This is a genomic window from Balneola vulgaris DSM 17893, from assembly GCF_000375465.1.
GTDB lineage: Bacteria > Bacteroidota > Rhodothermia > Balneolales > Balneolaceae > Balneola > Balneola vulgaris.
Genome location: NZ_AQXH01000002.1, coordinates 228,615 through 253,153, shown reverse-complemented (window position 1 = coordinate 253,153; position 24,539 = coordinate 228,615). Strand labels below are relative to the sequence as shown.

General features: G+C 37.8%; 23 protein-coding genes. 14 read left to right on the top strand and 9 right to left on the bottom strand.

Features of this window, described 5'->3' with window-relative positions; all coding sequences use genetic code 11:
- Positions 1-48: 48 nt before the first annotated feature.
- The 4 genes from B155_RS0108225 to B155_RS13605 form a co-directional block, all read right to left on the bottom strand.
- The gene (locus tag B155_RS0108225; protein ID WP_018127786.1) at positions 49-1,236 is read right to left on the bottom strand and encodes an aminotransferase class V-fold PLP-dependent enzyme; all 1,188 of its coding nucleotides are present in this window, start codon (positions 1,234-1,236) and stop codon (positions 49-51) included.
- 102 nt (positions 1,237-1,338) lie between these two features.
- Positions 1,339-1,857, bottom strand: a complete 519-nt coding sequence (locus tag B155_RS0108220) for a hypothetical protein (RefSeq protein WP_157464812.1) — start codon at positions 1,855-1,857, stop codon at positions 1,339-1,341.
- A gap of 142 nt (positions 1,858-1,999) precedes the next feature.
- Positions 2,000-2,779, bottom strand: coding sequence for a tryptophan 2,3-dioxygenase (locus B155_RS0108215; RefSeq protein ID WP_018127784.1), 780 nt, complete (start codon positions 2,777-2,779; stop codon positions 2,000-2,002).
- A gap of 73 nt (positions 2,780-2,852) precedes the next feature.
- Positions 2,853-3,251, bottom strand: a complete 399-nt coding sequence (locus B155_RS13605) for a DUF2914 domain-containing protein (protein WP_018127783.1) — start codon at positions 3,249-3,251, stop codon at positions 2,853-2,855.
- A 119-nt stretch (positions 3,252-3,370) separates the two neighbouring features.
- Here B155_RS13605 and B155_RS0108205 point away from each other — a divergent pair, with 119 nt between their 5' ends.
- From B155_RS0108205 to B155_RS0108180, 6 genes are all read left to right on the top strand, one after another.
- On the top strand, positions 3,371-4,207 hold the full coding sequence (locus B155_RS0108205) for a hypothetical protein (protein WP_018127782.1): 837 nt from the start codon (positions 3,371-3,373) through the stop codon (positions 4,205-4,207).
- Positions 4,200-4,970 (top strand): TatD family hydrolase, encoded by a 771-nt coding sequence (locus B155_RS0108200; RefSeq protein WP_018127781.1) that lies wholly within the window; start codon positions 4,200-4,202, stop codon positions 4,968-4,970. The genes B155_RS0108205 and B155_RS0108200 overlap by 8 nt, the downstream gene beginning before the upstream one ends.
- A gap of 416 nt (positions 4,971-5,386) precedes the next feature.
- Positions 5,387-8,500, top strand: a complete 3,114-nt coding sequence (locus B155_RS0108195; protein ID WP_018127780.1) for a SusC/RagA family TonB-linked outer membrane protein — start codon at positions 5,387-5,389, stop codon at positions 8,498-8,500.
- Positions 8,501-8,558: 58 nt separating this feature from the next.
- Positions 8,559-10,094: a RagB/SusD family nutrient uptake outer membrane protein gene (locus tag B155_RS0108190; RefSeq protein ID WP_018127779.1), complete on the top strand. Its 1,536-nt coding sequence runs from the start codon at positions 8,559-8,561 to the stop codon at positions 10,092-10,094.
- A gap of 81 nt (positions 10,095-10,175) precedes the next feature.
- A complete protein-coding gene (locus B155_RS0108185) occupies positions 10,176-10,664 on the top strand; it encodes a hypothetical protein (protein WP_157464811.1) in 489 nt (162 codons plus the stop codon).
- A 123-nt stretch (positions 10,665-10,787) separates the two neighbouring features.
- The gene (locus B155_RS0108180; protein ID WP_018127777.1) at positions 10,788-11,231 is read left to right on the top strand and encodes a hypothetical protein; all 444 of its coding nucleotides are present in this window, start codon (positions 10,788-10,790) and stop codon (positions 11,229-11,231) included.
- A 1-nt stretch (position 11,232) separates the two neighbouring features.
- Here B155_RS0108180 and B155_RS13200 read toward each other — a convergent pair whose 3' ends face one another.
- The gene (locus B155_RS13200; protein WP_018127776.1) at positions 11,233-12,342 is read right to left on the bottom strand and encodes a 4-phosphoerythronate dehydrogenase; all 1,110 of its coding nucleotides are present in this window, start codon (positions 12,340-12,342) and stop codon (positions 11,233-11,235) included.
- Between the two features lie 50 nt (positions 12,343-12,392).
- Here B155_RS13200 and B155_RS0108170 point away from each other — a divergent pair, with 50 nt between their 5' ends.
- The 8 genes from B155_RS0108170 to B155_RS0108135 all read left to right on the top strand — a co-directional run bounded on the left by B155_RS0108170 (position 12,393) and on the right by B155_RS0108135 (position 21,155).
- Positions 12,393-13,736 (top strand): thymidine phosphorylase, encoded by a 1,344-nt coding sequence (locus B155_RS0108170; protein ID WP_018127775.1) that lies wholly within the window; start codon positions 12,393-12,395, stop codon positions 13,734-13,736.
- 72 nt (positions 13,737-13,808) lie between these two features.
- Positions 13,809-14,552 (top strand): PspA/IM30 family protein, encoded by a 744-nt coding sequence (locus B155_RS0108165; RefSeq protein ID WP_026167265.1) that lies wholly within the window; start codon positions 13,809-13,811, stop codon positions 14,550-14,552.
- Positions 14,553-14,563: 11 nt separating this feature from the next.
- The gene (locus tag B155_RS0108160) at positions 14,564-15,025 is read left to right on the top strand and encodes a PspA/IM30 family protein (protein ID WP_018127773.1); all 462 of its coding nucleotides are present in this window, start codon (positions 14,564-14,566) and stop codon (positions 15,023-15,025) included.
- The gene (locus B155_RS0108155; RefSeq protein WP_040368357.1) at positions 15,025-15,909 is read left to right on the top strand and encodes a hypothetical protein; all 885 of its coding nucleotides are present in this window, start codon (positions 15,025-15,027) and stop codon (positions 15,907-15,909) included. Before B155_RS0108160 ends, B155_RS0108155 begins: the two co-directional genes overlap by 1 nt.
- Positions 15,910-15,912: 3 nt before the next feature.
- Positions 15,913-16,692, top strand: coding sequence for an enoyl-CoA hydratase/isomerase family protein (locus B155_RS0108150; RefSeq protein WP_018127771.1), 780 nt, complete (start codon positions 15,913-15,915; stop codon positions 16,690-16,692).
- Between the two features lie 73 nt (positions 16,693-16,765).
- Positions 16,766-18,040: a hemolysin family protein gene (locus B155_RS0108145; RefSeq protein ID WP_018127770.1), complete on the top strand. Its 1,275-nt coding sequence runs from the start codon at positions 16,766-16,768 to the stop codon at positions 18,038-18,040.
- Between the two features lie 5 nt (positions 18,041-18,045).
- Complete coding sequence (locus B155_RS0108140; RefSeq protein ID WP_018127769.1) at positions 18,046-19,758, top strand: ATP-binding protein; 1,713 nt, start codon at positions 18,046-18,048, stop codon at positions 19,756-19,758.
- Between the two features lie 248 nt (positions 19,759-20,006).
- On the top strand, positions 20,007-21,155 hold the full coding sequence (locus tag B155_RS0108135; RefSeq protein ID WP_018127768.1) for a sensor histidine kinase: 1,149 nt from the start codon (positions 20,007-20,009) through the stop codon (positions 21,153-21,155).
- 77 nt (positions 21,156-21,232) lie between these two features.
- Here the strand turns inward: B155_RS0108135 and azu are convergent, their stop codons facing one another.
- The 4 genes from azu to B155_RS0108115 form a co-directional block, all read right to left on the bottom strand.
- A complete protein-coding gene (gene azu / locus B155_RS13195) occupies positions 21,233-21,703 on the bottom strand; it encodes an azurin (protein WP_018127767.1) in 471 nt (156 codons plus the stop codon).
- Positions 21,704-21,815: 112 nt separating this feature from the next.
- A complete protein-coding gene (locus B155_RS0108125; RefSeq protein ID WP_018127766.1) occupies positions 21,816-22,289 on the bottom strand; it encodes a TspO/MBR family protein in 474 nt (157 codons plus the stop codon).
- Between the two features lie 18 nt (positions 22,290-22,307).
- The gene (locus B155_RS0108120; protein WP_018127765.1) at positions 22,308-23,285 is read right to left on the bottom strand and encodes a BF3164 family lipoprotein; all 978 of its coding nucleotides are present in this window, start codon (positions 23,283-23,285) and stop codon (positions 22,308-22,310) included.
- A gap of 112 nt (positions 23,286-23,397) precedes the next feature.
- The gene (locus tag B155_RS0108115; protein WP_018127764.1) at positions 23,398-24,489 is read right to left on the bottom strand and encodes a hypothetical protein; all 1,092 of its coding nucleotides are present in this window, start codon (positions 24,487-24,489) and stop codon (positions 23,398-23,400) included.
- Positions 24,490-24,539 lie beyond the last annotated feature (50 nt).

Sequence of the window (24,539 nt, the reverse complement as noted above, 5' to 3'; positions counted from 1 at the left end):
GGGCTCAATTTGTGCTTTTTTTACACTTAGGTATGATTTAGCCTAATTTTATAATGTAGAAATGGTTTTTTTCAGCTCAATCATAACCTGTTCTATTTGAGCAGATGTGGTATAAGGAGCTGGACCAAATCGTAAAATTTGATCTCTTGCATCCGTAAAAATACCGTTCTCTAATAACGCCGCCCTAATCTCTCTAGCCTTGGGCGAAGTGATGGATAAGAAGCCACCATTATGTGTAGCGATATCTTTTGTGTGGGTAAGCTTAATTAGTGACGGATCTAAATCTTGCTTTAAGAAATGCTCTTTTAGTAACTCCACTTTTTGAACATACTGATCACGTAATACTTCAGAGGTTAAGCCTTGTTCTTTAAATAATTCAACAACTTTAGCTGCTCTGTATTGAGACGAAGGATCGTAAGTACCACTCGCAAAACGTTGATCAGAATGATCATACTCTGTTGGGGATAGATCGCGTGGTTTTTCCAATGTGCTGAAGGATGCAAACCAACCAGTAATTGCAGGACGTAATTCACAGTTCTTAGGAAAACGAAGGAAGCAATTCGATTCTCCCCATTGTAAATACTTATATCCACCAATCAGGATGAAGCAGTCTTCTAAGTCAGCTTCTCTGATAGATAATGGAACTACATTGGTTCCGTGGTAATCATCAATCATTACCAAAATACCACGTTCTCTTGCCGCTCTAGCAATAGCTGTTAAATGGTGGTTGATTAAACTGGATTCAAAATATACCCTCGATAGCATCACTGCAGATGTGCGGTCGTCCATCTCAGCTACAATGCGTTCAACAAACTGTTCATCTGGGTTTATAGGAACATAACTTACTTCAAGTCCTTCTTCCTCTAAGCGGTGCAGTTGTCTAAATAGGGAATGAAACTCAGCATCTGTTGTAATAATTTTTGGCTTATTCTTCAGATCTAAAGCACTCATCCAACTTACAAATAGTACGTGTGTGCTCTCTTCACGGCAGTAAAACCCATCTGGATCATCATAATAGTCGCGAAGATAATTGCGCAGGATTTCCGTTTTCTCCATAGCATAATCCCATTTCTTATCAACGTGTTTTGCGGCATCATGGAAGTATTCTGCTTGTCCTTCCAATGCTACATCAGGCCATGCTTGATGTGAATGCCCCGTAAAGAGCAGACGCTCTGATACGTTGAAGTGAGAATAGTGAGGGATTAACTGCTTCGCTAAACGGTCGATATCGATCATGGGTCGTTTTTAAGAATTTCGGAAAGTCTGAAAATAAGAGGCTCTGCATTATTTGCCTAACAAATCGTAAACATATTTAGCAGGAGTCAATGTGCATCAACCCTATTGGATTCTATTTCGATTCATTTTTAATAAGAAATAAACACCAATGAATAGAATGGCTGCCAGAAGGGTGGCAAATGATAGAATGAAAGTAATGGTGTTGTATTCTGAAATGGATAGCTGTTGAACTCCGACCAATAGAACGATTGTGCAAACTAATAGATAGCCTAGGAAAATGGCTAAAGATCGTTTACTCAGTTTTACGGATTCCGCTTCTTTAGAGATATCTGTCACTATCTCGAATAAACTGTACTTCTGAATGAGGAGTGCAATACTAATGAAATACACGATTACAGGAATAGCTATCAATAGCGAAAGTTCAAGAGTAGGTGAGATGGAGCTGCTGATTTGTGACTGTCCTCCAAAATATGCTACGAACGCAATGAGTAAAACCCCAATAAGGAAATGGTAGCCGTAAAAGGCAGTCTCATATTTTTTAAAGCCTAATGGTGTTCGCTGATGTTTTAAAACAGTATTACAGGATTGACACCTAATTAAACCTGATACTTTTTGTTTCAAAGAGGTATCAGTAGTCGATAAAAAATTAAACACACCCACTGGTGGATGGTTACAATTGGGACATTTCATAGTAGCAAAACCTAATCGTGTGTGACAGAATTAATCTACTATACTAGTTGGGAATGTCAAGGCATTAAATGCTTTAGAACTTCGAACGAATTTCCCATAAGTCCGGAAATACACAATGGTTCAATGTTTTTTGTAAATACTTAACTCCATCTGATCCCCCTGTGCCTTTCTTGGTACCAATCGTTCGTTGAACCATTTTTACATGGCGATATCTCCATTCTTGAAGGCCTTCGTCAAAGTCTACTAGTAATTCGCATACTATGGCGCATTCCGCATTGTTTTGCATTACCTCAATGAGCACATCTTGGTTCGCTTGAGAGGTGTTATAGAGTAAGCCATGTTCATTTTCTCTTTCAATAACCATTGGGTAGCCTTTTTGAGTGAGATACTCCCCAAAACTTTCCCAAATTGTTGGCTCGGCCATTCGTTGCTCAAGAACTTTTAGATGAGCTTCATCATCTTTATGGGCGTCTTTCATTAGTGGAAAACGTAATCCACATAAAATTTCGATTTCTCTGAATTGCAATGACTGAAATCCACTCGATTGGCCTAAAAACTTTCGAAAGCTATTAAACTCTAGGGGAGTCATGGTCTCAAGAATGTCAACTTGAGAAACCAATGTTTTCATAATGGTGAGAATACGTCGCAATGTCTTTATTGCCGTCCACGTATTTGCCGATTTTAACTCCCGATTCAGCTTTCCAAATTCATGAAGTAGCTGCTTGAACCACAATTCGTAGGTTTGGTGAATTATGATGAATAGGGTTTCATCATGTTCAGCAGGACTCGATTTAAGTTGTTGAAGTTTTAGAAGTTCATCAACTTTTAGATAATTGGTGTAGGTAATACTCATGGCTATAAATTTATAGCCACTATGATAGTTATAATCCTAGCGGATTATCAATGATAAATATTAGAAGCAGTAATTAAGGTTTTATTGTGAACTCTTTGGATGCTAATACATTATCATTGGCATCCAGCACTTCTACTTTCCAATTTCCAGTCCATGTGTGCCAGATTTTCTTAGAGCTCCATGTTCGAAAATTCTCAGATCGAACATTCAGATTAATAGATGCCTGTTCTTCGCCATTATAATACCATACATGTTTGATGGTAGGCTCATTCTCAGCACCATTTATAGTAGTGTGGCAGTATAGTGTGTTTACATCGCTACTAAATGTGGAATCGGCTCCAATGAGTTCACGGTTTTCTATTGAAGTTCCTACCTCAATTGATTGCACTGTTAACTGTGCAAAAGCTACAAAATTAATGAGAGCAAAAACTGGTATTAGAAGTACAGTACGTGTGATTGAATTAAATTTCATGAGCTTTACTTTGTTTGCAATTGCTATCTACTACTTGTAAGAGTATGGAATTGTTCCATTTGTAACAGAATAAGATAATATTTTATATGTAGAGCATGGTGTGAGTATATTTGGAGCCTATGAATCAAAAGAAATTACTATTAGCTGAAAGTGGCGCTACAAAAACAGATTGGGTGCTACTAGATGGTGGGCAACAAGTGCAGGCATTTGCAACTAAAGGGCTAAATCCAAGCAATCTAGACGATGCACAAATTCAATGGGTTTTATCGTCCGAAGTTCAACAGGTTTTAAAATTCTCCCACATTGATAAGGTGTTATTTTATGGGGCAGGTTGTGCAAAAGACCCCAATCAATCACGGATGCGGCAATCGTTAAAGCTTAATTTTGCGGAAGCTGAAGTTGAAGTGTATAGTGATCTAAAAGCAGCGGCCGTTGCTACTCTTGGTCGAACTCCCGGTTTAGTAGGTATTTTAGGTACGGGTTCGAGTGTGGCTATATATACTGGAGAAAATATTGAGCGCATTCTAACTGTGGGTGAATTCCCTGAGGGTGATAGAGGTAGTGGCTCGCATATAGGAAGTGAGCTACTGATGCATGTATTAAAAGACTCATCATTTAGGGACATCGAAGAGTCGATGAATTTAGAGCAAATGTTTAAAGATACTCAGGTACCCAAAACGGGTAAAACAGTGGCAGCCTCATTTTTGAAAACTATGATTCAATATCGTGAGGAAACATGGTTTGCAAATATTGTTTCTAGATGCCTGGATGATTTTTTTGATCGATTAAAAGCGTTCAACACCGAGTTTGATGAAATTTCCTTCGTGGGAAGTGTAGCTTATTTGTTTCCGGAAGAATTAAAAAAATCAGCAGATAGAGTAGGATTTAAAATTGGCTCTGTAGTTAAATCACCTATTCAAGAACTTATTAAATACCATACTAATACCAATGATTGATACCCATTCACATATATATTTAGATGATTTCAATGAAGATCGAAATGAAGTAATGAATAGAGCGGAGTTGGTAGGGATTACAGATATCCTAATGCCCGCCATCGATTTTGGATCCTTAGAGCAAATGGACCGTCTATCTCATCCAACGATTAATTTTCACAAAATGGTAGGCGTTCATCCATGTGATGTGAAGGAATCGCTAGCTAATTACGAAGAAAAGTTATATGAGTATGCTAAGGCAGACGATATAATTGGAATTGGTGAAACAGGCTTAGATTATTATTGGAGTACCGATTTTATAGAAGAGCAGAAGAGTAGTTTAAAAATTCATTGTAAAATTGCTAAGGCACTAAATAAGCCTATAGTGCTTCATAACAGAGAGAGTACCGATGATTTGCTTCAAATTATTGATGAAGAGCAAGATGGAACACTAAGGGGAATCTGGCATTGCTTTAATGGCACTATTGAAGAGGGGAAAAGAGCTATTGAAATGGGATTACATCTAGGTATAGGCGGAGTAGTCACTTTTAAAAATGGAGGGGTGGATAAAACTGTGAAAGAACTTCCACTTAATAAAATGGTTCTTGAAACGGATGCTCCTTATTTATCGCCAACACCGAAACGAGGCAAAAGAAATGAGCCGTCGTTTATGGAGTACACAGCTAAAAAATTATCTGAGCTGTTTAACATTGATTTACAAGAGGTTATAAATAAAACTACTGAAAATTCTGAGAGTCTGTTCGATTTAAGAAACTTCAAGTAGAATTAGATAAATAATTGTAAAATATATTATGTAGTTATTACATCATTTGACTTTACATTTGCCATTTCTTCACGTATGAGCTTAACAATTAATTACAAATTAATAAGTACTTATGCTTCTTATTAGTTGTTGTGTCAACTACATTCCCGTCAGCGAAGAAAAAACTAACAATAAGATTGCTCTAAAAGGGACTCCGTAAAAAATAGGATTGCTCCCGTCTGTTTAAGTGAATAATGTGCATTTCTCATCATGTATAATGTGCTTCAATTTGCTAAATAACAAAGTGATAGGTTTAAAAAATAAGTCAGACCCTAATTATTGCAGGTTTTATTTAACTGAGACTCAAAATTCAATTTAATTTTTTGAATTAAAGTTCAAGTTATCGCTCAATAATAATTTATAATTCAAATAATATTATGGTAAAAAAGCTACTGCTTACCGCATTATTAGGGTTGTTCGTGGGAGGTTTTGCGTATGCGCAAACTGGAACACTTACAGGGTCTATTACTGATGCGAAGACAAATGAAACGTTACCTGCAGCAAATATTCTTGTTGTAGAGTTATCAAAAGGTACATCTACCGACTTTGATGGTAATTACACTATCACTGATATCCCAGTTGGTACATATACTATAAAAGCTCTTTTTGTTGGATACTCTCCAATAGAACAGACAGTGGAAGTTACATCTGGTAGAAACGTTTTAAACGTTCAATTAAACCCAGATACCTTTGGACTAGATGAAATTGTTGTTACGGGTGTAATCTCAGGGACTCCAAAGAAAAAATTAGCCTTTACAGTAAGTGATGTATCAGCGGAAGACATTGAAAAAGTGCCTTCTAGCGATATTTCAGGTGCATTACAGGGTAAAGTATCAGGTGTTAAAGTAGTTCAAGCTGGTGGTACTCCAGGTTCTGCGGCTTCCATTCGCCTACGTGGATCTACGGCTATTGGTGGTGGAAGTGGTGGAGATCAAGAACCACTTATCATTGTTGATGGTGTAATTCTTGAAGGAACTCTTGCTGATATCCCAACACAGAATATCAAAACTATTGAGGTACTTAAAGGTGCTTCTGCTGCTTCTTTATATGGTTCTCGTGCTGCGAATGGTGTAATTCAAATTTTCACAAAGCGTGGTAGCGAATTAGCCATTGGTAAAACTAACGTAATTGTTAGAAATGAGGTTGGTTATTCTCAACTTGCTAAAGATCTGAATTTAGCTAAGCACCATGCATATGCAAGAACAGCTGAAGAATTAACAGCTGCTGGTAAAAATCCGGCTGATTATGAAATGGATCCAACGGGTTCTTACATGATTGAAAGCAATACTTCAAACCCTGGACGTGTTACGAAAGCAGATGGTATTGCTGACAACGATTATGGCACTATGTATAATCAAGTAGAGCGTGTATATAACCCAGGTTCTTCTATAAACAACTTTGTATCTGTTTCTAGAAACCTTGGTACTGCAAACATGTCTCTATCTTTCTCAAATTTACAAGAGTCAGGTATCATTGAAGAGACTGATGGGTACAACCGTCAGAATGTACGTATCAACTTAGATCAAAATATTGCTGAAGGCTTAGATATCTCAGCAAGTGGTAGTTACTCTCAGTCTAGTAACGATGTTGTTACTCAAGGTCCTGGTTCACCATTCTGGGGTGCTTTATTCATCCAGCCGAATATCGACTTGTATGCAAACAACGAAGAAGATGGTTCACCTTATAATGTGAATGCAGATCCTTATGTTATTGAAGATAACCCATTATATCAGTTAGCTGCTGTTGATAGAACACGCGACCGTAACCGATTCTTAGGTAATTTAAACCTAAAATATCGTCCTATTCAAAGTGTACTATTAGAAAGTAGCTACAGTATTGATAGAACTTATCAAATATATGAGCGTTGGACTCCAAAAGGATTCTTATCTGCTGATGGATTCGATACCAATGTGAGTAAAGGTTCTCTATATAGAAGTACCTACGAAAATGTGGCACAAAACTTAAGCTTTACAGCTGGTTATAATGAGCGTTTTGACGAATTAACAGTTCGTTTAAAAGCAAGTTACTTACTAGAACTAAGCGACTACCAATCTCTATCGGCAACGGGTAATGATTTCGCAATTGCAGGTATTAAGTCTTGGGACGCTATCGAATCTGACGGTGTTAAAACTTTAGACAACTACACTTCTGAAGTTCGTTCTGAAAATATTTTCGCTATTGCATCTTTAGATTACAAAGATCGCTACATCGCTGATTTCTTAGTACGTCAAGATGGTTCTTCATTATTTGGTGAAGATGAGCGCTACAATATGTACTACCGTGTATCAGGTGCGTATCGTTTAACTGAAGACTTCCAAATTGACAATATTAATGAATGGAAGTTACGTGTATCATACGGTACTGCAGGTCTAAGGCCTCCATTTGCTGCTCAATACCTTACATATAACGTAAGTGGTGGACTACCAACTAAGAGTACTTTAGGTAATCCTAATTTGAAACCAGCTCTTTCTAAAGAATTAGAAATTGGTACAAACATTGAGTTCTTAGATCGTTTCTCATTTGAAACATCGTACTCAACCACTACTACTGAAGACCAAATTCTAAGTGTACCACTTCCTGCTTCTGCTGGTGGATTCTCATCTCGTTACGAGAATGCTGGTACAATTGAAACCAACACTTTTGAGGCTTCTCTAAATGCGTTACTAATCTCTGACCGTGACAAGTCTTTAAGTGTTACTGTAAACTTTGACAGAACTCGTCAAGAAGTAACTCAACTTGATGTAGCGCCATTTTTCCAAGGCCCAGGAACACAGAATTCAAGTGTATTCTATGTAGCTGAAGGCGAGACCTATGGTGTAATGTACGGTAACAAATGGGTTACTGATTTAAGCCAGTTGTCTACTGCTCAGCAGAACTCAGGTACTGTGTATGAGTTAAATAACGAAGGTTATGTGGTTACAGGAAAAGGCACAAATAGTGAAGCTCCTGTAAAAATGGAAGAAGAAGATGGTAACAATGTATTCAAAATTGGTGATGTGAATCCTGATTTCAATACTAGTATTGCAACCAATTTCGACTACAAAGGTTTTGGTGTTTACTTCTTACTTGACGCTAAAATTGGTGGCGATATCTACAACCAAACTAAAGCTTGGTTATTCCGCGAAGCACGCCATGGTGAAGTTGATCAAGCTGGTGTAGCTGATGCTGATAAGAAGCCTAAAGGATACTTTGAGGCATTCTACAATGCGAATAATACAAGCGACTACTTCGTAGAAGATGGTACTTACTTAAAATTACGTGAAGTAGCTCTTTCTTATGAATTCAGCAAAGACAAGCTAGGTGTTGTAGGAAATGTATTAGAAAGCGCACGTGTAAGTGTAATTGGTAGAAACCTACTTACAATCACTAACTATTCTGGCTTTGATCCTGAAGTTGCGGGTACAGGCGGTGACATTACAAACTTCGCGTTTGACGGATATTCTTATCCAAACTTCAGAACGTTCTCAGCTTCGCTAGAACTAAGATTTTAAGATCAAAAAATTTAATTAATAGGTATTTATTATGAGAAATCTCAAACTAATACATACAATGAAGTATATCATTGTGGGTTCTCTCTTGTTTAGTTTTGCTTGTGCAGATCTAGCAGTAGAGAATGAGAATTCGCCTACTACTGATCAAGTGTTAAGTAGTCCTGAAGACATCGAGTCTTTAGTACAAACTTCATTTATCCAGTGGTGGCAAACAGAAACGGCGCTTTACATGAACGGTGTTCGTGTTGGGCAAGATATTTACACCAGCTCTTGGGGAAACTTTGATATGCGTAATCGTGGTGAAGAGCCGCGTATCGCTTATAACAACTCACCAACAGCCGACGGTGGTGCTAAATCATTAGCAGAAGATCCATGGTATGGATTTTATGGCGCTTTAGTACAAGCAAACGACTTCCTAAAGCAGCTTAATGAACGTAGCCTAGTGTTACCTTCTCAAGAAGCGAATGTGTCAGATGAAGACTATACCAAAATGGTGGAAGCTGCAGCATATCTAATGCAAGGCTTAACTATTGGAAATTTAGGTCTATACTTTGATCAAGCGTTAATTTTTGATGAAGATACCCCTGATGAAGAACTAGCTAGTTTAGAGTTCATTCCATATGCAGATGTACTAGATATAGCCGATGAAAAGCTTCAAAAGGCATCTGATTTAGCCGCTACTTTATCAGGTGTGACTTTAGGTGACAACTATATCAGTGGCTTTGATGATATGACTATGGATGAAGAATTTGTTGAGTTAATCAATACTCTTCGTGCACGTTTTATGGTATTAGGCGCCCGTTCTTCTACTGAAAATGACGCGGTTGATTGGGGAACCGTTAAAACGTTAACTGAAGATGGTATCAGCTACGATTTTTCTCCTATGGGTGATGATCAATTCTGGTATAACTACACGCTACTATATGCAAACCTTACAAACTGGTTAAGAGTAGACCAAAGAGTTATAAACTTAATGGACCCATCTCAGCCATCGCGTTACCCAACTGATGGTTCTAACCCTGGTGAAGCTACATCTGACGATGCACGTTTAGAAAGCGACTTTATCTACTATGGTAATGAGCCTTTCCAGTCGGCACGTGGTCAATATTACCAGTCTCAATATGGTTCTGGTAGATATGATGAGCACTTATTTGCATACGCAGGTGGACCTATGGCGCATACGCTGCAAGCAGAAAATGACTTAATGTTTGCTGAAGCAGTAGCAAGAACAAACGATACAGGAAACTATACAGAAGCAGCAAATAGAATCAATGAGACTCGAGTTGATCGTGGTTCATTAACTCCTATTACTTCTGCTGATTTTGCTACTAGTGCAGCATTAGATGCAATCCTATATGAAAGAGAGATTGAACTTTTCCATTCTGGCTTTATGCAAGATATGGGTGATCAAAGACGCTTAGGTAAACAACAGCCTGGTTCAATGATTCACTACCCAGTTCCTGCAAAAGAATTATTAATCCTTCAAAAAGAGATTTATACATTCGGTGGAACAAGTAATGCAAAAATGAAAGGTGATAATCCTTTCAATACTATCAAATCTCTTGATAAATTAAGAGAAGAAGTAAAGTTCTAATCGATCTGATTTCGACTATAAGCACCTCTATTTAGAGGTGCTTTTTTTTTAGTAATTAAATAATACATGGAATACTCAATTATGAAATCCTTAACACTATACCTTTTTGGAGTTTTACTTTTAGCAAGCCTATCAAACTGTGCATCAATCTCAAGTGGGGGTAGTGCCTCTGCTTATAAGCTCACTCTTGGAGATTTAGAAGAGACAAGTTTTGATCAAATATTAGATAGAATGAGAAACTATCACAGCCTCGAAATTGAGAGAAACGACACATATGGAAGTGGTGAACGTCGTCTAATCAGTTATTGGAAACCAGTTGATTATCTATCTCAGCAAGCCAAAGAAAATAAAGGAGAAGTGAGAATTATTGTAGAAGGAAAGTCCATTAATACTCAAGGGTATAGAATGCTATCAGCGCGCTTTAGAGGTGAGTATAGAGCCCTAACAGTGGGTGAAGATGGTACCATGGGTTATGAACTGGTAGAAATGCCTTCAGAGGTGAAAAACTACTTTAGCGATATTGCTTATGATTTAAAGGATTTTGTTCAAGGCACTGTAAGAGGGTACTAAGTAAGTACATCAATAACTTTTACATCTATTTTTTCAAACCTAAATAAAACCTAATCTTAAAATCTTCTTAAAACTCCTATCATTTATTAATCATTTACAAATCAATAATACATAGGGGTATTTATGGGACAGCAACAACTATTGCTGATTATACTAGTGACAATAATATGTGGCATAGCTACCGTAGTGGCTATCAACACTTTCAATAGTGCGAATGATCAAGCTAATAAAGACGCAGTTCGGGCAGATCTTGCCGCTTTAGCATCAAGTGCACAAGGTTATTTCATGAAACCTGAAATGCTTGGAGGTGGGGGAAATAGTTTTACCGGATTTACATTTAGATCTGTAGCATTCCCAATCGATCAGATTACCGATGATGGGTTACATGTGCGTAACGCGAATGGAACTTATCACGTTTGGAGTGTTTCAGCCGACTCTATTGGAATCTATGGAGAGCCAATTACTGAATTAGAAGGTAGCGTTGATATTACTTCTCTTGTTTCAGATTCAGACTTTTTCAGTATATCAATTAAAAAAGATGGTATTACCTGGTTGAATACATACTAAGTTATATCTTAGTAGATATAGTATTAAGTAAAGCTCTCCATAGTTGGGGAGCTTTTTTTATTTCTAAATAAGGATACTCGTATCTATACGGGCGATCAGTTCTCAGCTTACTAAACAACGCCACTTTATCTGGTCTTCCTATTAAATCCCGAAGGGCAGCATCATATTCCAGTATCGGGTTTAATCGTGTTAACAAATCTTCTAAGCTATACGCTAAGTCGGCCAAGTCAACTTGTTTAGAATGGTATAGTTCATCGAACTCATTTGATTTAAGAGCATGAAATTTCCCAAACTGCTCAACTAATAATTTACTAGCATTCAATTTTGCTTGTTCAGAATATCCAGCAATATGAGGGGTGGCTATAAACGCTCTTTTTGCTAATTCGATACTGAAATCGGGTTCATTTTCCCACACATCTATCACAACATTTGAAACATTCCCATTGTCGATAGCCTCAATTAAGTCCTGTTCATTAATAACACCACCTCTGGATGCATTTACAATCAGTTGGAAATTACTGTGTTCTAAAAAATCTCCATCAATAAAATGCGCAGTGGGATGCTTAGTAGTTTTAGTTAGTGGTACATGAAGAGTGAGTATATCACAGTTTAATATGTCTGAAATTGATGCAGAAGTATAATCAGGATCTCTCAACTCCTTTGGTGGATCATAACTGCAATAGGGGATGTTAAACTTTTCAAGCAATGAAGCTACAGTACTACCGGTGTGCCCAAAGCCCACAATACCAACGGTACAACTTTCAAGTGTTTTTCCTTGTTGGTGAGCCCAAAGAAGTAAGGCTGTGATAACGTATTCACCAACAGCTTGAGCGTTGCAACCTTTTGCGTTATATACTTTTATGCCCTGAGCTTTGAAATATTCTTTATCAATATGATCAGATCCAGAGGAAGCCGTTCCTATCACTTTAAGGCTGTTAGGCAACTTCGCTAAGGTATGGCTGTTTAAAGGCGTTACTGTTCGTACGAATAGCGCATCAAATCCTTCAAGTAAGGGCAAGCCTTTGGTGGGGTCGAAGGTGTGAAGTTCCATTTCATTCGTCATGAACTCACTTAATTTATAAATATTTTGATCGGCGATGATCTTAAGCAAAAAGTCCTCCTAGGTGCAGATAATAATGGATTTTTAGGCTATCTTGGGCCATGGAAAATAAGTTCAACATAGTTTCGCTAATACGCAAAAAAAGAGAAGGTCAAGCTCTCACTAAAACAGAAATTAGATATCTCATTGATGCATACACTGCCGACGAGATTCCTGATTACCAAATAAGTGCATTTTTGATGGCTTCATTCATCAATGGATTGAATGCAGAAGAATCGGCTGCACTTACTGAGTCCATGTTGCATTCTGGTATTGTCGTTGACTTATCACATATCCCTGGTATGAAAGTAGATAAGCATTCTACCGGTGGTGTTGGAGATAAATTATCATTGATTCTAGCTCCTATTGTAGCTAGTGCTGGTGTGCCCGTACCTATGATATCAGGGCGAGGTTTAGGCCATACAGGAGGTACCTTAGATAAATTGGAGTCTATACCTGGGTTTACAGTTGATGTGGATTTAAATCGGTATAAAGAGATTCTGGAGAAACATCATTTAGTACTTGTTGGTCAAACTGAAGAAATAGCGCCCGCTGATAAGCGTTTGTATGCCCTTCGTGATGTTACAGCAACTGTAGAGTCGATTCCACTGATTGCAGGTAGCATAATGAGTAAGAAGCTAGCCGAAGGAATTGATGCCTTGGTATTGGATGTGAAGTATGGCGACGGCGCCTTCATGAAAACGGAAGAACAAGCGGCTAAACTGGCTCATGCCTTAGTTGATATTGGCTTAGAATTTGAGAAAGAAACCATTGCGTACTTAACCAACATGAACCAACCACTAGGTTATAAAATCGGTAATTGGTTCGAAGTAGAAGAAAGTATTGATGCGCTGAAAGGTGAAGGGCCTGATGATATCATGGAACTATCGCACTTACTTTCTGGAACTATGATCTACTTAGGCGGTAAGGCCACTTCTGTAGAAGAGGGGATTGCAAAAAGTAAAGAGCAAGTTGAAAACGGGCAAGCTTATCAAAAATGGCTTGATATTGTTGAAGAACAAGGTGGTGACATTTCATTCATTGAAAACCCATCTAGCTACCCAAAAGCTTCCTACGAGTTTGAAATTAAATCAGAGGTATCAGGATATATATCTGCACTCGATGCCTATGAAATCGGAATGGCCTCAGTAGAATTAGGAGCAGGGCGAATCACTAAAGAAGAAGAGGTGGATCCACAAGCTGGAATTATCCTCAAAAAGAAAGTGGGAGATAAAATCACAAAAGGTGAAACAATTTTTATTGCATACACGAACAAGCCCACCACGATCGAAGCTGTGAGTACTAAATTGTATGAATCAGTTTCGGTCTCAGAGACAAAGCCTGAAAAGGAGTTTCTGATTAGCAAAGTGATAGACAAAAAGGGCATTCGGGATTACCCGCTTTAATTGTTGAATTACTAAAAGAATCAGTTAATTTGTCACTGTTAAACATAGGGCATAAAATAAACGGGAAATAACATGTTTAAACGATTTATACGCGCATTAAAATCAATGTTTGGTGGAGTCATCAGTTCAATGGAAGATCCAAAATTGATTTTGGAGCAGAACATCCGCGATCTGAATGATCAGATTCCTCAGATGAATGAAAATATTGCTACAGTTAAAGCGAATCTTATCATGCTTCAAAAAGAAGCAGGACGAAATGAAAAATTGATTGTTGAGCTTACCTCAAAAATTAAATCTGCAATTCAAGCTAATAGAGATGATATCGCAGAGGGCTATGCACTTCAGTTGGAAAAGGCGAAAGAAAATTTCGCTCACACCAAAGATCAGTTAGTATTTGCTGAAAAGGCTTACGAAAAAGCGATTAAAGTAAAGAAAGTGTTTATGCGTGAAAAGGATCGTAAGATCCAGGAAGCCAAAGAAGCTTTACGTGCAAGCGAACGTGCTGAATGGCAATCAAAAATTGCAGATACACTCGAGCAGTTTGAAGTGGGTGGTTTAGACCAAACACACGACGAAATGATTAACCGCTTAAACGAGCGTACAGCGAAAAATGAAGCTCGTATGGAATTAGCACTCGATGGCATCGATACAGAAACGATGGAAATCGAAGCGAATGCCGAGAAAATTAGAGCACAATCATTAGTTGAGCAGTTTAAGCTAGAAATGGGCGAGTCTTCAGGCTCCATCAAAATTGATGAAGAAGCAGTACCTGAAGAAGCACCTAAAAAGTCTGTAGGTAATAAAGAGAAAAGCTAATTGGCAGAATCATGAGTACCAAAGGCGAACAAGACCGTGAGCGTTTAAAGCAGGAATACAAAGAGCATTATCGGCGTATTAAAGAAGCTAAAGAACGTTTAAAAAGAGCGGAGCAAAAAGGAAAAATTGCGCAAGCCATTAATAATATGGATGCCGACAATCTTCTTGGAAGCGTAGACGAGTTCTTAGGTAAAGTTCGTGATAAAGTATCTCATGTAGAGGCTCGATTAGATGTAGCCATGGATAGCTTGGGTGAAGATTCTGATTTGGAGCAAGAAGCAAAAAATGAGGAAATGGAAGCCGAGCTGAAAAAGCAAAAGGCTAAGCAAACCTTGCAGCAGGTAAAAGCAGAAATGGGAATGTTATATTCTGAAATCGAAAAAACTGCAGATGAAATAAAAACCGAGAAAACTATCGGTTCAAAAAAGGGTAAAGAAGACGCAACACCCGATAACGATACAGACAAGGCTTAATGTCAGACGAACTTAACATCAATTATACTCGAGAGGCATTTATGAACCCACTCAATTTGGGTGGGTTATTAATAGCTACTTTGACCGCTTTCTTTATAAGCGATCTGGGTGATGCCTCAAGCGTGATGCTGACCACAATATTTGGGCTTGAACTCATGTACTTAGGGATAGTACCCAAATTACCACGCTTCAGAAAAAAGACAGAACTCAAGAAAATCAAAGAGCGTCATGCTTCTAGTAATGAAAAGGATTTATTCCAATCGTTAGATGCGGCAAGCCAAAAAAGATTTCTGGTTCTTAAACATCTTGCAAAATTAGTTCAAGAAAATTTTGAGAAGTTGCCATACAGCTCACAAGGTTTACTAGATAACATCGGTAAGAAAATTGATGAATTATTAGGCAATTATTTAACACTTCTAGATTTAATTAAACGCTATGAAGTGTATTTAAATACATCGCTTGAAACCAATTTGAAAGAAGAAGTAGTGCGCCAAATTGAAGAAATTAAGAGCATCGATTCTGAGAAGTTAAAACGCACTAAAGCCCGCAGGGTTGCAATCATGCAAAAGAGATTGCAGAAGTTTAAAATTGCCAAAGAGAAGTATTTAGTATGCGAGACTCATCTCGAAACCATCGAAGATGCTGTACGCTACATCTATGAGCAATCAATGACGATGAGTAACCCAGAAGAAATTGGGTTCCAGTTAGATAACCTTCTTACTGAGGTTGATGAAACCTCACAATTAATTGACGATTTAGATCAAGATATTTTACCAGAATATACGACTGAATGGGAAACGGAACTGGATTTTGATTCTATTCTAGACGAACTTACCGACGATATAGAATCTACAACGAGTACCAAAAAACGAGTTAAAGAATAATTCATGAGCCAATCTTACGAGACGTTACTGCTTAGCACTGACGAACTAGGAATTTGCACCCTTACCATTAACCGCCCAGATAAAATGAATGCCTTAAATAATCAGGTATTCGAAGAACTTGACGCTGCATTAACACATATTATTGAAAATGATGCAATCAAAGGCCTGATCGTAACTGGAGCGGGTGATAAAGCATTTGTAGCAGGTGCCGATATCAGTGAGTTAAACACTTTGAAAGAAGAGGAGGCGGTAACCTTATCCCTTCGTGGCCAACGAGTATTCCAAAAACTTGAAGATCTTACTATCCCAGCTATTGCAGCTGTTAATGGGTATGCACTTGGAGGAGGTTGCGAATTAGCAATGGCTTGTCATATCCGAATTGCTTCGTCAAATGCACTTTTGGGTTTGCCTGAAGTTAGCCTTGGGTTGATACCAGGTTACGGAGGTACACAACGCCTACCACTTCAAGTTGGTAAAGCAAAAGCACTAGAATTAACCCTTTCGGGAAGATTTGTAAAAGCTGATGAAGCACAAAATATTGGCCTTGTAAATCAAGTTGCAGAAAATAGTGCCTTAGAAGCCTCTTACGACCTTATGAAAGCTATGATGAAACAAGGTCCTTTAGCTCTAAAAAATGTATTATTGGCAACCAAAGAAGCAGGCAAAGATTCAGGATACGAATCTGAAGCAAATCTATTTGGAGATTTGTATAACACTGCTGATTTTAAAGAGGGAACTACGGCATTTCTTGAGAAAAGAAAGCCTACGTTTACCGGTAAATAGGAACCAATTTCGCGTTAATGAACGACGAACCTCCATCGAGTAAAATATCATTTAAAAAAGGAGCTGCTTAATTATGGAGTGGCTTCTAATCCTCACTACCATACTGTTAAGTGGGTTTTTTTCAGGATCCGAAATCGCCTTCGTTACAGCTAATAAGCTGAAACTTGAGGTGGCGTCTAGGAAAAACAACCTGCTTTCAAGTTCTATAGGTTTTTTCACCAAAAACCCTGACACCTTTCTAACAACCACCCTAGTAGGAAACAATATTGTAAACGTAGTATATGCTACATTGATGGCTATCTTTCTGGTAGATCCTATCAACATGTATTACAATCAATGGTTTGGTTTTGAGCCTTCTTCATTCCAAATTTTATTTATTCAAACCATTATAGCATCGCTTTTAATTATGCTGTTTGGGGAGATTTTACCTAAAGCTGTTTTTAGGGCTCAGGCGGATATCATGGTAAATGTGATTGCATTACCCCTTCGCTTATGCTACTACCTGCTGCGCCCACTTATTGCTATAGCGAATAGCTCCTCAAATGTTTTAATAAAGTGGTTGGTACCCGATGCTGAAAAAGCGGAGTCTTTTTATAGGCGCCAAGATGTAGAGTTGATCGTAAAGGAATTGCGTGAAAGTGGCGGGAGTGAAGACATTGATGAAGACGACTCAGAAATTTTACATAACGTATTAGAGCTGTCGAATAAGAGAGTGAAAGACTCAATGATTCCAAGAATTGAGATGGAAGCTGTTGAGAAGTCAACTCCAGTGGATGATGTGTTAAAAATGATGATTGAATCAGGTTATTCAAAACTACCTGTTTTTAGAGACAGCATTGATGATATCATTGGGGTAGTATTTGCTCATGATTTCTTTAAAGAACCGAAAAATCTACATGAGATTATTCGACCTATAAAACTGGTGCCTTCAAGTAAGAAGTCGAAGGATTTAATGACTGAGTTCCGACAGTCGAATATGTCGGTTGCCATCGTTCTAGATGAATACGGTGGGACGGCTGGGATGGTAACCATCGAGGATTTACTAGAGGAAGTGGTGGGGGATATTCAAGATGAATATGATACCAACAATGAGTTGATGAAACGAATTGCACCTAACAACTTCGTGGTTAGTGGGAATATCGAAATTGATGAACTGAATTCGAATTTCGAAGAAATTGAAATTCCTGTGGAACCTTCTCAATACGACACCGTAGCGGGCTACATCATAAATCACTTAGGGCGTATTCCAAAAGTTAATGAGGAAGTACTGATAGACGGCAAAAAATTCATCATCAGTAAAGCGACCCAAAGTAGAATTGAGACCATTAAACTAACTATTATTGAGTAGGGCATATGTTTGATCATTATCCGATGTGGTCGCAAGAATTTGCGAGAAAGTATTTAAGTAGAACAATAAACACTTTTCTTTTGCACGGTAATGTGCATGATTTAGTACCTCTAAAAACGGATGAGGGCACTGAATTTCATCGATTAAAAAGCTTTTTAGCCGATGAGTTTTTTGGAGCACGCGACTTCGTAGTTTTTTATGATCGTGCTTCCGGTATTTATTTTAGAGATAAAGAATCTCAAAAAGATTTTAATCAGGCGGTTGCTGGCCGTGATAGCATTGTAGGTACTGAATACTCACAAAAGATGCCGAAAGACCCTGTAAGGGTAATGAGCTTGCTAGAGCAATACTTCAGACTACGATTGGACCAAGGTAAAAGTGTAGCCCTTATCATCGACTATGCTGAAACGATCGTTCCTATGAGCGATGCCGGTTCAACAGGAAATGAAGACCGCACCTCGCAGGTATATTTGTCAAGATGGGCACACGACCCCATGTTTTTAGCCTCCGACTTCACCTGTGTGATGATTACAGAGAACCTTGCGGACTTAAATAAAACGATTGTTCAGAATCCGTATACCACAGATATAAAGATTCGAATTCCAGGTGAAGAAGACCGTTTAAACTTTGTGAAGTTCGAAACTCAAAAGGATGATTTTGAGACACTTTCTGATGTGTCTCCTGAAATCATCGCGCAACAAACGGCAGGTCTTAACTTCGTGAATATCCGAAGTGTACTTTCAAATGCTCGTGAGAATAAAGAAAAGATCACCTTTGAGGGCTTATCGGAGAACAAAAAGGATTTAATTGAAGCAGAAGCATATGGCCTTTTAGAGTTTGTTGAGACTCCATACTCTTTAGACAATGTGGCTGGGCATACACACGTAAAATCGCATTTAAGGCAAGCAGTTCAAGCTCTAAAGGCCGGCCGACAAGATGTGATGCCTATGGGTTATTTAGTTTGTGGTCCCGTAGGAACGGGTAAAACTTTCCTAGTTACATGTTTTGCAAGTGAAGTAGGAATTCCCATGGTGAAGTTGAAAAACTTCAGAAGCCAATGGCAGGGTGTAACAGAAGGAAACCTAGAAAAGATTTTGTCACTTTTAAAGGCGATGTCACCTGTAGCTGTAATGATTGATGAAGCAGACGCTTACCTAGGAGATCGAAGCTCAGGCGGAGATAGTGGCGTATCTAGTAGAGTATTCTCACAGATTGCTACATTCATGAGTGACACAACCAATCGTGGTAAAATCGTATGGTTCTTAATGACTGCTAGACCGGATTTAATGCCTATCGATTTAAAACGCCAAGGTAGAGCTGAAGAGCATTTAGCATTATTCCCACCTCACACCAAAGAGGAGCGTATAGAGCTGTTTAAAGCAATGAAGAAGAAAACGGGATTAAAGCTATCGGAAGATTATATCCCTGCGATGATTGAACAAGGGCTTAAAACGTTTTCAGGGGCTGATATGGAAGCTGCTCTAACGCGCTCTAAGTTTAGAGCTGCGGCAAAAGGGTTAGATGAAGTTACCCCAGAACTTCTGGATGCAGCTTTAGCTGATTTCATACCCCCAACGTATCCTGAAGAAGTGGAATTGCAAACTTTGAATGCTGTAATTGAATGTACTTCAAAAGAACTGCTTCCTGAACGTTATCGCGAGATGGATCGAAATGAAATTTTATCAACTATTGAAGAATTGAAATTTCGAGTAGGGTAAACTCATTTAGTTTTACCACGCCAAGCTTATTCAAATGACGAAAAAGCTCAGTAATACACTGAGCTTTTTTTATTTCAAACATTTTTTCGAAACAGTTAGTCTATTTAATTATAATGCCGATAATGTAAAATAAGGTAAATGCGCAGGTGTGCATTGTACTCCGAATATTATTGCATTGTAATGGTAATTCGGAGCAAAAAACTATTTATTAAATAGTTGAGGTACAGAAATTTAATGAGAGAAATAATATGGTAAGTTCAATACTGCTGAGTTCAATTTTGGAGCTATTCACAAATAACTACATGCCACATGGGGCCTGTTATTTTTGGGAGCCTGGAGTACTTTGGGCTAATGTGATTGGAGATGGCATTACAGCATTTTCCTATTTTATGATTCCGGGTCTGTTAGTGTATTTCGTAAACCAGAGAAAAGATCTTGAGATGAAAGGGCTGTTTGTAGCCTTTGCCGTATTTATTATTGCCTGCGGTACTGTTCACCTCATAGCCATTCTAAATGTATGGGTCCCTTATTATAACATTGCGGGTATCTTAAAAATGATTATGGCAATCGTTTCAATTGCCACGGTGTTTTTGTTATACAAGAGTGTTCCAGAGATGCTTCAGATACCGAGTCCTGCTTCTCTAAAAGCAGCGAATGATGAAATTGTAGAGCTCAATGAAAACTTGGAAGATAAAGTTCGCCAAAGAACAAGTGCACTCAATGAAATGAATAAAGAGCTAGAAAGTTTTAGCTACTCAATTTCTCACGATTTACAGATTCCTATTCGTGCAATCCTTGGTTACAGTTCCTTACTGAAAGAAGAAAGTGCTGGCAAATTAAATGAGGATGAATTCAGAAAGCTAGAAACGATTTCAAAAAGTGCGCTCAAAATGAATGAGCTCATCCAGGGAATCTTAGAGTTCTCAAGATTAGGCCGTCGTGATTTGATTAAGAAACCTGTGGATATGCGTGAAATATTCCAAGATAGCTATGATGAATTGATTGCTGCTATGAATGTAGAACGAGACATTCAATTCAACTTAAAAGATATTCCAAAAGCATATGGTGATGAGTTATTGCTTAAGCAAGTGATCTCAAACATTATTGGGAATGCTATTAAATACGCCGGTGATGCTAATCCTATAGAAATAGATGTATATGCAGAAGAGACCGATGCAGACATTACATACTATGTAAAGGATAATGGTATTGGTTTCGACGAGCGCTATAAGCATAAAATGTTTGAAGTGTTTCAACGACTACATGATGACAATGTAGCTGATGGAACTGGGGTAGGGCTAGCCATCGTGCACCGTATTATTTTGAAGCATTATGGAACACTTGATGCCACTTCGGATGGCGATGGTTCTACTTTTTTCTTCAGCTTGCCGAAATAGTAGAAATAAAAAAAGCCACGAAGGGTTCAACTTTGTGGCTTTTCAACAAACTTAGATAATCAATTTTTAGAGTGGTTTTATTCCACTACAAAAGTTCCTTTCATCAATCCAAAGTGACCAGGGAAACTACAAAGGAATGTATAGGTGCCCTTTTCTGGAGCTTCAAATTCAATTGTAGTTGATTCCCCTCCACCAATTAGATCAGTGTAGGCGATAGTATCATTGGTATTTTCTGGGATATAATCGTTGGCTTTAAACTTAGTAGCTTCCATGGCAAAGTCGCGTAATTCAACGCCTTGCTTTAAAAGAACAAAGTTATGCCCCATAGCTTGTTTAGGTAATTTACCTACATGCTTCAAAGTTAATTTAACAGTGGTACCTGCTTTAACTTTGATCTCTTTTAAGTTAAATCTCATCTTGTCGTTAGATTCGATTACAACTTCAGTTATAGTGTTGTTCTCTTGAGTGGTTTTAATTTCTGAATCCGTGTTAGGTGCCACTGGATTTGCTAAAAATAGAACCGTCAATAATGTTATTAATACGTTCATTTTTTTGTAATAGAGGTTATTCTTTATACAGTTAAAAGCTAGCACTCTTATATGAAGATTCTATGAAGCTTTATCTGCCTGAAAGCCAAACAATAGCAATAAATAGGTGGCTTTAGTTAAGGATGTATATGGAATAATTGAGTACGGAAGCAAAGCCAACCCAAAGTGAATAGGGTACAAGTAGCCATATCGTCCAAGCTTTGATTCTATAAAAATAGAGGATTGTGAGAAGGATGAAAATCTGCAGTACAATGATTTCAATAAATGCGGCAAAGGGGTTTTGCAAACCAAAGAACAAAATACTCCAAAGTGCATTAAGTAATAGTTGAATTCCAAAGATACCCATCGCTTTTCTCTTCATAGGATTGGAACTGTCCGAATCCCAGATTACACCAAATGCAATGCCCATTAAGATATAAAGGGTAGTCCAAACTGGGCCAAAAACCCAACTAGGTGGATTAAAAGAAGGCTTTTGGATGGTTGTGTACCAAGTAGGTATTGCATCAGCAGTAACGACACCCGAAAGCCCACCCATGGCCAAACATACAACACTAGCAACAATGCATTTGATAAGTAGGTGTTTCATTTAATGACTTTGATTTATTCAGTCAGTTTTATTGAATATAAACAATCCCGGTTCTGTATCTGCGCCAGCTACATATAAAGTAGAGTCAACTAGTACTGAATGAAAATGATAGATTTTTTCATCATTAGATGTATACCTATATCGAGTTATTGGGATTACATCAAAGTTAAAATGATCTGCAATAATATTATTATTGCTAGGATCATAAATGCCTAAATAAATCCCATCTTTATTCATTGTAATAGATTGATAGATAACTTTTTGGCCAGATACATTTGAATATTTTGGTTTTTCCTTCGATTGGTTAAATCTCTCTGAGTAATCAAATGCGTTTGATAAATTATACTTTTGAATTAATTCACCATCTAAGGAATATATTTTAAGGATTGGAAAATATAGATGAAGTACCCATAACTCATTATTGTATATCACCAGTTTTGTGATATTATTTAGTGATGTCTCTTCTGTAGTTTCTAACTTACCGAATGAATTTATGAACTCACCGTTCATAGAATATTTTTTTATTAACCTGTCGTCTACACTGTTGAAGGTGAATGCATATAAATACTCACCATTCGTGGTAAATTCTAAAATTGGGTCTGAAATTTTAATCTCGTTATTGAAACTTCCATTACTTTCAAAGGTTAAAATTTTAGCATTTCCAGCATCGGAAATATATAATAGGTCATTTGCCATTATTGGATTTGAAGGCATTAGATATTCACCAGGTCCTCTACCTTTCTGACCATAAGTACGAATTAACTTTCCTGAATAATCAACTTCGACTATTTTTGAATCATTTAAATCGGTGATAACAAGCGAAACTCCTGTGTCAGCTATGTACTTCGGATATGCAAAAAAGAGTTCATCACTAAATTCCGTAGTGCTACTCAATAGTTCAAGATTATCTTTTACAACTTCTTTTTCAAAGCAATTCAGCATACCTATTAAACATACAACACTAGCAACAATACATTTGATAAGTAGGTGTTTCATGCTAGTTCAGTAGTAGAGGATGTAGATAAAAAATATCACTTGAAATTAAGGTGCATAAGCAAAGCCTAAACTTCAAGCGATAATAAAAAAATAACAGTACTACTGTATATACTTAAAACTTATAGGTAGCTCGAATAAATGTTGAATATCTGTTGGCAACCCCATCAATTCTATAATCTCTGATACGATATCTGAAATCCATATTGAATTTTGGGTTAAAGTGATAACGATATCGAATTTCCAACTCGTCTGCATTTCGAGCATAACTTGAAGCTGTTAACCACTGTGAGCCTGTTTTAGCCAACTCTAACATGAGTTCATGTTTATCCGCATAGTTGTTAATTCCGAAGGACGCCACCATGCTGTACGCATTTTCTATTCGGTCGTGTAAATTAGTACCAAGTTCACCTGCAATTCGAATGGAACCACCTTTTAAGGCATCAGGTTTTGGAAGGTCATAAGCTATTCTAGAACTGATAGCTAGGTAATCATCTCTAATAAAATCACTTACTGTTGAACCTTGAATATAAGTATGAGGGGCCCACATTACTGTGAATCCTTTCTGGATGATGTTATTTTCATCTCTTTGGCGATGTTCAAAGTTCAAGAAGCTTGCCACATTCAAATGGTCTCCATCAAAATCGAGGCCAAAGCTATATGGATAAGAAACATTTGCTTCGTGGAATTCAACGATAGCTTCCCCAAACCATCCGTTATTTAGATACCGACGATATTGAACTCCATCCGTCCAGTGTACAAAATTCGCGTTAGATTGGAATTTAAAATGAGAGCGTTGAGCATTACTTAAAACATTAAATGATTGCTGGAATCGCCCAACTTTAAGCAAGTTTTTAGCATCAGAATATTGATAGTATAGTTCATCGATACCCAGTGTGCCATAGGATAAAGCTCTGTTGTTATAATCTGCTTCTAAACTAACATCGAAGTCTTCAAATTCAACGGATACTAAATAGGCCAGTCGTCCTGAAAACGAGTGGTTTTCATTAAACAGATATTTAATTCCAGGTCTCATTCTGAGTAATGAGTTATTCCCTCCAAGTCCATCGGCATTTGTGTCATTACCAATGTGGCCTACACGAACATCACCATAAAAGGTGAGCTGATTGTCTTGAGCATTTGCTGTGCCATGAACACCTAGTACGGTGAAAACTGCAACAAAAAAGTAGCGGATTCTTGATTTCATAGATAAAAGTATTGAATTGTTAGTATGCATAAATGCAATTATTGCGAGAG